Here is an 11,142-nt window from a genome sequence, read left to right on the forward strand (position 1 = left end):
CCTGATAGCGGTCGCGCTTGCTGCGGCGCTTACCGTCCTCGAGTGGCGGCACCAGGCCAAAGTTGACATGCATAGGCTGATAGCCCACGGTGGCAGGATCGGTCGCATAGCCCACGAGCGCACCCAGGGCGCCCACACGCGGCAACTCGACGCCCGCGGCACCGATAGCCTCGGCATAGGTGTTGAGCGCCGCGAGCAGACCTGTCGCCACGGCTTCCATGTACCCCTCGGTGCCGGTGATCTGACCGGCCAGGCGCACGCCGGTACCGGGCACGGCAAAGGTGCTATCGAGCACGTGAGGGGCGTCGACAAAGGTATTGCGGTGCATGACACCGTAGCGGAAGAACTCAGCGTTCTCCAGGCCCGGCACCATATGGAAGACGCGCTTCTGCTCGCCAAAGGTCAAGTTGGTCTGGAAGCCCACCAGGTTATAGGCGGTCTTCTCCTTGTTCTCGGCACGCAGCTGAATCGCTGCCCAGGGGCGACGTCCGGTACGCGGGTCGGTGAGGCCAACGGGCTTCATGGCGCCAAAGCGAATAGCGTCCTTGCCGGTGCGTGCAACCTCCTCGGCAGGCTGGCAGGCCTGGAACAGATCGCCGCCCTCAAAGTCTTTGAGCACCACGCGGTCGGCCGTGGTAAGCGCCTCGATAAAGGCCTCGTACTCCTCCTTGTTGAGCGGAGCGTTGAGATAGTCGCCGCTCCCCTGCTCCTCGTAGCGCGACTGCGAGAACAGCACGTCCATATCGAGCGTGGAGGCATCGACGATCGGCGCCGCCGCATCAAAGAATGCCAGGGCATCGCCACCGACGAGCTTCATAACCTCTTCGCTCAGCGCCGGTGAACACAGCGGGCCCGCGGCAATGACCACGTGACCCTCGGGAATCTGTGTGACCTCACCGTGCACGACCTCGATATTGGGACGGGCGGCAACCTCGGCCTCGACAAGCTCGGAAAACTTGACGCGGTCGACCGCCAAGGCACCACCGGCGGGAACAGCGGCGCGATGGGCGCAATCGAGCAGGACTGAACCCATGCGCTCAAGCTCGGCCTTCAGCAAACCAGCCGCAGAATCCGGACGGGTCGACTTAAACGAATTGGAGCAGACGAGCTCTGCCAGGTGATCGGTATGGTGGGCCGGGGAGCTCACCTGGGGGCGCATCTCGCACAGCTTTACGGCAAACCCGCGGTCTGCCAGCTGGATCGCGCACTCCGAACCCGCCAGACCGCCACCGATAACCGTCACCTGATCGAACTGCATCTGCAAACACCTTTCTAATTGACACGTTTTCCATTGTGACCGAAGGGCGTCTGGGCGTGAAGGGCAAACTTGGAGGGCGCATACCTTCCATCCATCATGCGCTCGATAAGGCCCTCGAGTTCAAGCGAACCCAAGAGTTTGAGTACGCCGACAGCATCGAGTGAGACGAGCGCCGCGATGTCGTCGACCTTGAGCGGAGAGGCGATGAGCGCATGCATCACGGTCTGCTGTGTTGGATTCAGGTCGGCAATGCCGGGAGCATCGGGGCGCGAGTAGCGCAGGGTGCCGTATATGCGAGAGATAGCCATCTCGATGGACTCCTCGTCGACAATGCAGCAGGCACCGTTCGCAATGAGGTAATTCGTGCCACGCGACTCGGGCGATAGGATCGACCCCGGCACGGCAAGAAGTTCGCGCCCCAAATCCATAGCAGCCTCAGCTGTAGAAAACGTCCCGGAAGGCATACCCGCCTCGGATACAAAGAGGGCTTGCGACAGGGCCGCGATCACGCGATTGCGGCGCGGAAAGGCAAACTTGCGCGGACCCATGCCCCACGGAGAGATCGACACGACCGCGCCGCCCGTATCGAGCGTGCGCGTAATAAGCCCCGCGCTCGAACGCGGGTAGACCACGTCGGCGCCCGTCCCCAGCACCACGACGTGTTTGCCGCCGGCGTTGACCGCAGCCCAACCCGAGGCCTGGTCACAACCAACCGCGCCGCCCGAAACTACCGTCACTCCCGCCTCAACCGCCACCTTTGCCGCAAGCTCTGCCACGGCAAGACCATACGGCGAGGCCTTGCGCGCGCCGATGATGGAGAGCGCGGGTGTCGAAAGCACCTCGGGATTGCCGCGCACATAAAGCGTCTGGGGTACATCAGAAAGCTCCAAAACGGTCTCGGGATACAACGCATCACCTGGATGCAGCTCAAAGGTCCCCTCGGCCATCATTGGTCCCTCCTTCCCTGGTACATCGCCGCCTCGAGCACGTGATCCTGCGTCACTTGCTCGCTCTCGGCGACGTCTGCAATCGTGCGCGCAATGCGAACCAGGCGCACGATGCCGCGGCCCGTGAGATGCGTGCGTTTGGACAGACCGAGCACACACTTCTCCGCCGCATCATCGAGCTCAAAGGTCGAAACGACGCCGTCAATGGACCGTGTCTCGTCATCCTCGGCCTCGGCATCCGCATCGTCCATACGGGACTCGCGCCAGGCGCGAAAGGCGCGACCGCGCACAACGTAGTCACGTAACTCGGCCGACGACATACCCTCCGCGCCCTCGATAATCACCTGAGGGTCGGGACGGGTCACATCGATCATCATGTCGATACGGTCGGCCAAAGGACCGCGCAGTTTAGACCGATAGCGCTCGACCATCGCCGCCGAGCAGCGACACGGTACCTCGCGATCGCCCAAAAAGCCGCAGGGGCAGGGATTGCTCGCAGCCAGCAGCTGAAAGCGCGACGGGAAGGAAAAAGCCCCGTCGACGCGTACGATCCTGACGTAGCCGCGTTCGATAGGCTGACGCAGCGTCTGCAGCACACCCGTGGGAAACTCGGCAAGCTCGTCCAAAAATAGCACGCCGCCATGAGCAAGGCTGATCTCACCCGGGTGCACCGGGCGTCCGCCGCCGATAAGGCCTGCGGTCGAAATACTGTGATGGGGACTGCGGAAGGGCCGGTGCCCCGCCAACAAGCCATCAATGTTCTCGTCCAAAACCGAATGGATGCACAGCGCCTCCTGTTGATCCTCGACGGAAAGCTCGGGCAGGATGCCGGTCATACGGCGTGCGAGCATCGTCTTGCCCGATCCCGGGGACCCAATCATGAGCAAGCCGAGTTCTCCTGCCGCCGCAAGCGCCATGCCGCGTTTAGCGACTTCCTGCCCCAGCACGTCTGCATAGTCGAGCTCGGGCTCAAAGGTCGCCTCGACACCCTCGGAATCCAAGTAGTGCCGTGCGGCATCGCCCATGCCGTGAGCAAGCTGAGACAGATGGTCGATAAAGCCGCAATCCACGCCCGCGAGTGGCACATGCTGGTCGGACCTGCCGGCGATAAAAGACAGCCCCATGTCGCGAGCCAATAGCTGAAACGCCACCTCGCCTTTGACAGGAAGCACCGTGCCGTCCAAGCCGAGCTCGCCGGCGATAAGACAACGATCGAGGTTGTCGCGGGGAATCTGACCATCGGCCGCTAGAACCGCGATGGCGATGGGCAGATCAAAGCCGCTACCGGTCTTGCGAATATCGCCGGGCGCCAGATTGACCGTAATGCCCGAGCGCGGGATCTCAAAGCCGGCCGAGCGCATCGCACAGCGAATACGACCACGTGACTCCATCACCTCCATACTCGGGATGCCGAGCATCTGAATGCCCGGAACGCCGCCGGCAAGCGAGACCTCGACCGTGACGTGAATCGCCTCGACACCGCGGATGCAGGCCGCGTGAACGGCAAACGTCTCGAACGCCATCACGACACCTGCCAATCGAACGCGTTGTACTGATGCTCGATCTCGGCGATATGCCCGCCGCGAATGGTGACACCCACTGCATCGAAGCGGATCGCCTTGAGCGGATAGTGCTCCATGAGATAGCAACTTGCGATACGGCGATACCGACGCTGCTTTTGGGCATCCACGGCCTCCTCGGGAAAGACCCGCGTGGTGCAATCCAGGGCGACGCGCCTGGTCTTGACCTCGGCCATCACCACGACATCGTCAAGCTCATCGAGCAGCACCAGATCGGCTTCGCCCTCGGTGCAACGATAACCCTGCTCCAGCAAGGTGTAGCCGCGCTCGTTAAAGTAGTCGATGGTGATCAGCTCGCCCAGCATGCCCAGCTCACGGGGACTGAGTCCCTTGATAAACTCGGGCGTCATCGCCCCGCAGTCGAGCTCGCCGTTTTCCCAACGCTCCTTGAGCTGCTGCGTCTTGCTCTTTTTGCTTGCGGCACTCATGGGGTCTCCTTTCCCGCACACTGCATTGCCCCGATGATGAGGGCACCTTTCATGCGGGTAAGTACAGGAAGCAAACCAAAAGCTGACCAAATGCCGTCAAAAAACGGGCCGTACGCAGCAATGGTGTTGCATACGGCCCGCTACCAGCAGGTTTATAAAACCCCAGAGGTCCCTGTCTCCACAATTGGCCTAGAAAAGGCGCTCAGTCTGCAGAAAGTTTCCGCAAAAGCTCACGCGGTGCAGCGGACAAAGTCCATGTTTGCGAATGGCCTCGATATGCTCGGGGCTTGCATAGCCCTTCGACTCGGCCAGATGGTACTCGGGGTACTCGGCGTCGTACTCGACCATCATCTCGTCACGCGTGACCTTGGCCATGATGGACGCCGCGGCGATGCAGGCGATCTTGGCATCGCCCTTCACCACATCGCGCTCGTTAGGAACGGCGCCCAAGGGGTTGCCATCCATAAGCACGCAATCGGGCTCGAGCCCTGTATCGGCCACGGCGCCTGCAACGGCGGTACGGATAGCACGGGCCATGCCCATCTCATCGATATCCTTAGGCGCGATATGGCAAAAACCGATCGCCGTCGCCACCTCGGCAATCTTCACTGAGAGCAACTCGCGGCGCGCCGGCGTGAGCTTTTTGGAATCGTTGATGCCCCAGACGCGCGGCTCCATAGGAAGGCAGACAGCGCATACCGTCAAAGGACCGGCCACCGATCCGCGACCCACCTCGTCGACACCAACGACCACCCCATCGCCGCCAAGCTCATGCATAAGCTCGTACATGTCATTGACGCGCTCGCGCTCGGCAAGCTCTTTGGCATGGCGTTTGAGGGCGCGTTCGCAAGCCTTGATCACCTGCTGGCGCGGATCCTCGCGATAATGCTCCACGAGGGCGGGAATCTCCTCAAACGTAGCGCTCGCCAGCTCGCCAGCAACTTGCGATGCCGAAACCGAGCTCGTCATATTGGCCATACCAGGCCCTCCTTGCATGCAAATCGGATAAAAAGAAGGGCCACCCGAAGGTGACCCTTACGTCCAAACGAGTGGACAGACGCTGCGATCTTCTTAGCGCTTCTCGGGGATGCGAGCAGCCTTGCCCACCTTGTCGCGGAGGTAGTACAGCTTGGCGCGACGGACGCGACCATGACGAACGACCTCGAGCTTGGCGATCTTGGGGCTGTGAAGCGGGAAGGTACGCTCAACACCGACACCGAAGGACATCTTGCGGACGGTGAAGGTCTCGCGGGCACCGGCGCCGGCCATGCGGATGACGTCGCCCTGGAAGACCTGGATGCGCTCGCGGTCGCCTTCCTTAATGCGGTAGTGAACCTTGACGTTGTCGGCGACGCGAACCTGAGGAATGTCCTCGCGGATCTGCTGACGCTCGATTGCGCGGATGTAATCCATGTGCAATTCCTTACTCTTCTAGAGGTGCCGTACCACCATGGCCGGCACGTAGTTGAACAAACGTATTCGAGTATACACGCGCGGGTTTCTGCTGCAAGAACAATTTTTTACGCAGACAAAAAGACAAAACCCGCACATGATAACCGCCCGCCTCACGAATGAGGCGGGCGGCATGAAGGGGGCTACGCTAGGCGTCTAAACCCAAAACGTTAGGCGGAACGCTTGGCCTCGAGCTTGGCCTGGGCGGCAGCCAGGCGTGCGAGGGGCACGCGGTAGGGCGAGCAGGACACATAGTCCACATCGGCCACGTTAAACAGGCCCTTGATGGACTTGGGGTCGCCGCCGTGCTCGCCGCACACGCCAAAGTGCATATCAGGGTTGGTGGCGCGGCCCTTCTCGACAGCCATGCGCACCAGTTCGAGTACTGCCGTGTCAATGGTCTCGAAGGGATTGTCCTTCAAGATCTTCTTATGCATGTACAGCGGGATGAACTTGGCCTCGGCGTCGTCACGCGAGAAACCGAAGGTCGTCTGCGTGAGGTCGTTGGTGCCAAAGCAGAAGAAGTCTGCGTGATGGGCGATCTCGTCAGCGACCATGCAGGCGCGCGGCAGCTCGAGCATCGTGCCCACGGGAATGTTGAGCTCGACGCCCTCCTCGGCGGATACCTCGGCGATCACGCGCTCGATAACCTCGCGGGTCTGGACATGCTCAGCCGTGATGGAAACGAGCGGAACCATGATCTCGGGATGCGGGTCGACGCCCTCCTTGATAAGGCGGGCAGTGGCCGTGGCGACGGCGCGGACCTGCATGAGCGGCAGATCGCTAAAGACGACGGACAGGCGCACACCACGCAGGCCGAGCATCGGGTTGGACTCGACCATGCCGTCGATACGACGCAGGCGGGCGCGCAGGACGGCAAGCTCTTCCTCGCTGGCGTCAGCGGCTTCCTTCTTGGTGATGGCGACCTCGAGCTCGCGAGGATTATCCAGGAACTCATGAAGCGGCGGATCGAGCAGGCGGACGACCACATCGCGACCGGACATGGTCTTGAACATCGCCAGGAAGTCCTCGGTCTGAACCTTGAGCAGGTCGGCCAGGGCCCGCTGCTTCACGGCCTCATCGTCAGACAGGATAAAGCTCTGGATGATGTTCTTGCGGTCGCCCAGGAACATGTGCTCGGTGCGGCACAGGCCAATAGCCTCGGCGCCAAACTCGAGGGCGAGCATGGCATCCTCGGGATTGTCGGCGTTGACACGCACATGGTTGGCATGGCCGCTGGTCTCGACCAGGCGAATCTCGTCGGCCCAGGACAGGATGGTGTCCAGGTCGCCGGTGAGCTCGGCGGAGACCAGGTCGACGGGACCGTCGACGACGATACCCTGGGTACCGTCGATGGAGATAACGTCGCCTTCGTGCAGCACGCGGTCGCTGCCCTCGATGCGCACGACCTTCTCGGCGGCGTCGATGTGGAAGCGCTCAACGCCGCAGACGCAAGGCGTGCCCATACCGCGGGCGATAACGGCGGCATGGCTCGTCTTGCCACCGTGGCTGGTAAGGATACCTTCGGCGGCGACCATGCCTTTCAGGTCGTCGGGGTTGGTCTCCCAGCGGACCAGGATAACCTTGTGACCCTCGTTGGCGCGTGCGACGGCGTCGTCACTCGAGAACACGACCTCGCCCACGGCGGCACCAGGGCTGGCATTAAGACCGCTGGCCAGAGCCTCATACTTCTTGGAGGCGTCGAGCTGCGGGTGCAGGAGCTGGTCGAGCTGCGCGGGATCGATGCGGCTCACGGCCTCCTCGCGGGTGATCAGGCCTTCCTCGACCATTTCGATGGCGATGCGCAGGGCGGCGGTGGCGGTGCGCTTGCCCACGCGGGTCTGGAGCATCCAGAGCTTGCCCTGCTCAATGGTGAACTCGATATCGCACATATCGCGGTAATGATCCTCGAGCGTCAGGAACACGCGCTCGAGCTCCTCACCTGCGGACTCGAGGCCCGGGGTGGTCTTGAGGTCGGCGATGGGCTCGGTGTTGCGGATACCGGCGACGACGTCCTCGCCCTGGGCATTAACCAAAAAGTCACCGTAGAACTCCTTGGTGCCGTCGGCCGGATTACGCGTAAAGGCGACGCCCGTCGCAGAGGTCTCGCCCTTGTTGCCAAAGGCCATGGCCTGCACGTTGACGGCGGTGCCGAGGTCGTCGGAAATGCCATGCTGCTTGCGGTAGATGCAGGCACGCTCGTTCATCCAGCTGCCAAAGACGGCCTGGATTGCAAGGCGTAGCTGAAGCTCCGGATCGTGCGGGAAAACGGGCTTGCCATCGGCGACCTCGAGCTCGGGATACAGGGAGGCATCGACGTTATCAGAGAAGATGCCCTTGAAGGTCTCGACAAGCTCCTGAAGGTCCTCGGCCGAAAGCTCGGAATCGACGCGAACGCCAGCGACCAGGCGGGCCCGGGTCAGGGCGTTTTCGAACAGGTCGGCGTCAACGCCCATGACGACATTGGAAAACATCTGGATAAAGCGGCGGTAGCTATCCCAGGCAAAACGCGGGTTCTGCGTCTGCGCGATGAGGCCCTGGACGGAATCGTCATTGAGGCCCAAGTTGAGGACCGTGTCCATCATACCGGGCATGGAGAACGGAGCGCCCGAGCGAACCGACACGAGCAGCGGATCGGAGGCGTCGCCGAGCTTCTTGCCGCAGCGGGCCTCGAGGTCCGCCTCGGCAGCAACGATCTCATCGAGTGCGCCCCCGGGCCACACGTTGCCGGCACCGGAGTACTCGACGCAAGTCTGGCAGGTAATGGTAAAGCCACCGGGAACCGGCAGGCCGATGCGGCTCATCTCGGCAAGGTTTGCGCCCTTGCCGCCAAGCACGAAGTTCATGGACTTGTCGCCCTCAGTGACACAGGTGCCCTGGGCGTCGGTTCCAAAACGGTAAACCCTCTTGCAATCGCTCACGATACTTCCCCTTCCATGCACTAACGCGCACGACCGTGGTAACGAATCGACCCACCGGATGCGGGCCGTGAGGGAACTATACGGCGCGTTTTGGGCAGGCTTGAGCAGAGGGTGCGCGGTTTGGTAAACGTGCTAAAACTGGCGGTAAACGGTAGATAAAGGTGGTTACCTTATGAAGATACCACTGCAAGAGAAATGCAGGTCAGATGCAAGTTTCTTGCTAAATCGCTTTACCGTTATCGTGCATTCTTTTTAGTTAGTTATTTTAGATGGGGCATTTTTAGCCACCCCAATAAGCTAGCTTTGTTGGGCTCGACGGGCGGCGCGGCGGGCGCGGGCTTCTTGGATTTCCTCCAAGTGGCTAATGATCTCGGCAGCGCTTTCCTCGATGGCTTTGCCGTCGGTACGCACTACAAAGCAGCCCAAGCGTTTCATGAGCGCGCGGGCTTCATCAAGCTCGCTGCGCACGCTCTCAGGCTCGGCATAGGAGCCGGCAACGGCACGAGCGTAGTCATCGCCCAAGCGGCTATCGCGAATTTCGGAAATCACATCGACGGTCGAAATCAGGCCGAACAGGCGCATCGGGTCGACCTCGTAAATCGACTTAGGCGGCTCCATGCCATGCGCCAGTGGGACATTGGCGACCTTGTAGCCCTGATAGGCTAAATACATCGACAGCGGCGTCTTGGATGTACGCGACACACCCAGCAGCACGATATCAGCACCCGACAGATCGTCACAACCACGACCGTCATCGTGCTCAACGAAATACTCCATGGCCTCGATACGATGGAAATAGCGATCATCGGTCTTGTGAATCACGCCCGCAACGCCCTTGGGCGGCACACCGATAAGCGACGACAGCACGGCAAGCGTCGGGCCAATCAGGTCGACCGAGCGAATGTGCAGCATACCCAGGTAATCGAGCACGCGGGCGCGAAGCGCCGGATCGACAATGGTGTGGAACACGGCAATATCGCGATGGTCCGCATCGACGCGCGGACCCACAAACGACTTGACCTGCTCCACCGAGTTCACCTTGGGCAGGCGCAAGAGACGAAAAGCCCCTTCATCAAATTGCCCGGACGCCGCAAGCACCACCTCACAAGCGGTATCGCCGAGCGAGTCGGAGATAACGATAACGGTGGGACGAGCGGTGACCGGGCAATCCATGCGGGGCTCCTTTTGCGCTTACGCGCAGGCTGGCTTACTTTTTGCGGGCAAGCTCACCGATGTTGGCGATGCCGGAGAAAACGGCCTCGAAGCGGTTGAGCAGCTTAAGGCGATTATCGCGAAGCTGCTCGTCCTTGTCCATGACCATAACCTCATCGAAGAAACGGTCGATGGGCGCGCGCAGGGCGGCGAGGGCAGCAAATGCGGCCGGGTAGTCCTCGGCAGCAAGGGCGGCATCGACAGCGGTCTGAGCGGCCTCGGAGGCATCGGCAAGCGCGAGCTCGGCCTCGCCCATCAGGCTGCAGTCGTACTCCACGCCCAGCTCGGGCTTGGAGATATGCGCGGCGCGAGCATAGGCGGTCGCAAGGTTGTCGAACGTCTCGGCGTCGTTCTTGCGGGCCTCGTCGAGCGCGGCGCAGCGGGCGAAGAAGACGGACGGGGCGATGATGTGCACCGCGGAGACGGCGGCAACGGTATCGGCCGGGATCTTTTCGTCGCGGGCCATGCTCACAAGGCGGCCATGGAAGAAGTCGCGAACCTGTTGGGCGACCTCGGCGGCGTCGAACTCAATGCCCTGCTCGCTGTAGAGCTCGAGGGCGAAATCGATGAGCGACGTGGGGTCAATCGGCAGGCGGTCGCGCAGGATGTTGATGATGCCGATAGCGGCACGACGCAGCGCATAGGGGTCCGAAGAGCCGGTCGGGGGCTCGCCGATGGAAAAGATACCGGCGATGGTATCGAGCTTGTCGGCGCAGGCCACGATGCAGCCAGCGGTGCCCTCGGGCAGCTCGTCACCGGCAAAGCGAGGACGATAGTGATCGCGAATAGCATGGGCGACCTCGTCGTTCTCCCCCATCGCGGTCGCGTAATAACCGCCCATCACGCCCTGCTGGCTCGTGAACTCGACGACGGCGTTGGACACCAGGTCGGCCTTGCACAGGTGCGCGGCGCGAGCGGCATCGGCGGCAAGATGGGCGCCCAGGTGAGCCTCGCGGGCGATAGCGAGCGCGAGCTGCTCAATGCGCTCGGACTTGGCGAGCACGCTACCGAGCTTCTCCTGGAAGGCAACCTTGGCCAAACGCTCACGGAACTCGTCGAGGGAGATCTTCAGGTCCTCCTCGTAGAAGAACTTAGCGTCGTCCAGACGGGCGCGCACGACGCGCTCGTTGCCGTCGATCACGCGCTCGGCGTTCTCGGGCTTGCTGTTGGAGACGACCACGAACTCACGCGTGAGCTTACCCTCGCCGTCATAGATCGGGAAGTAGCGCTGATTGGTGAGCATGGACTCGCAGATGATCTCGTGCGGGACCTTGAGGAACTCCTCGTCGAAGGTACCGACGAGCACCGTCGGCCACTCGCAGAGGTTGATGACCTCTTCGAAGA

At 61.8% G+C, this 11,142-nt stretch carries 9 protein-coding genes; all 9 read right to left on the reverse strand.

The features are described 5' to 3' along the window. Positions 1–1,258: methylenetetrahydrofolate--tRNA-(uracil(54)-C(5))-methyltransferase (FADH(2)-oxidizing) TrmFO (gene trmFO / locus ABHR76_RS08250; RefSeq protein ID WP_346977322.1), on the reverse strand; the 1,258-nt coding region annotated here is incomplete at its 3' end. Positions 1,259–1,272: 14 nt separating this feature from the next. Next, complete coding sequence (locus ABHR76_RS08255) at positions 1,273–2,208, reverse strand: DNA-processing protein DprA (RefSeq protein WP_346977324.1); 936 nt, start codon at positions 2,206–2,208, stop codon at positions 1,273–1,275. Then, the gene (locus tag ABHR76_RS08260) at positions 2,205–3,728 is read right to left on the reverse strand and encodes a YifB family Mg chelatase-like AAA ATPase (protein WP_161115627.1); all 1,524 of its coding nucleotides are present in this window, start codon (positions 3,726–3,728) and stop codon (positions 2,205–2,207) included. The genes ABHR76_RS08255 and ABHR76_RS08260 overlap by 4 nt, the downstream gene beginning before the upstream one ends. Then, positions 3,728–4,213, reverse strand: coding sequence for a YraN family protein (locus ABHR76_RS08265; protein WP_055285132.1), 486 nt, complete (start codon positions 4,211–4,213; stop codon positions 3,728–3,730). Before ABHR76_RS08265 ends, ABHR76_RS08260 begins: the two co-directional genes overlap by 1 nt. A 189-nt stretch (positions 4,214–4,402) precedes the next feature. After that, on the reverse strand, positions 4,403–5,191 hold the full coding sequence (gene rnhB, locus ABHR76_RS08270) for a ribonuclease HII (protein ID WP_055250018.1): 789 nt from the start codon (positions 5,189–5,191) through the stop codon (positions 4,403–4,405). Between the two features lie 93 nt (positions 5,192–5,284). Next, positions 5,285–5,626, reverse strand: a complete 342-nt coding sequence (rplS, locus tag ABHR76_RS08275) for a 50S ribosomal protein L19 (protein ID WP_006236098.1) — start codon at positions 5,624–5,626, stop codon at positions 5,285–5,287. Between the two features lie 209 nt (positions 5,627–5,835). After that, positions 5,836–8,586, reverse strand: a complete 2,751-nt coding sequence (ppdK, locus tag ABHR76_RS08280; protein ID WP_346977326.1) for a pyruvate, phosphate dikinase — start codon at positions 8,584–8,586, stop codon at positions 5,836–5,838. Between the two features lie 297 nt (positions 8,587–8,883). Next, on the reverse strand, positions 8,884–9,759 hold the full coding sequence (locus tag ABHR76_RS08285; RefSeq protein WP_346977328.1) for a pyruvate, water dikinase regulatory protein: 876 nt from the start codon (positions 9,757–9,759) through the stop codon (positions 8,884–8,886). A gap of 34 nt (positions 9,760–9,793) precedes the next feature. Beyond that, positions 9,794–11,142 (reverse strand): glycine--tRNA ligase subunit beta (gene glyS, locus ABHR76_RS08290; protein WP_346977330.1); only part of this gene is annotated, 1,349 nt, incomplete at its 5' end.

It is taken from the genome of Collinsella aerofaciens (assembly GCF_039752985.1).
Classification (GTDB): Bacteria; Actinomycetota; Coriobacteriia; order Coriobacteriales; family Coriobacteriaceae; genus Collinsella; species Collinsella aerofaciens_BT.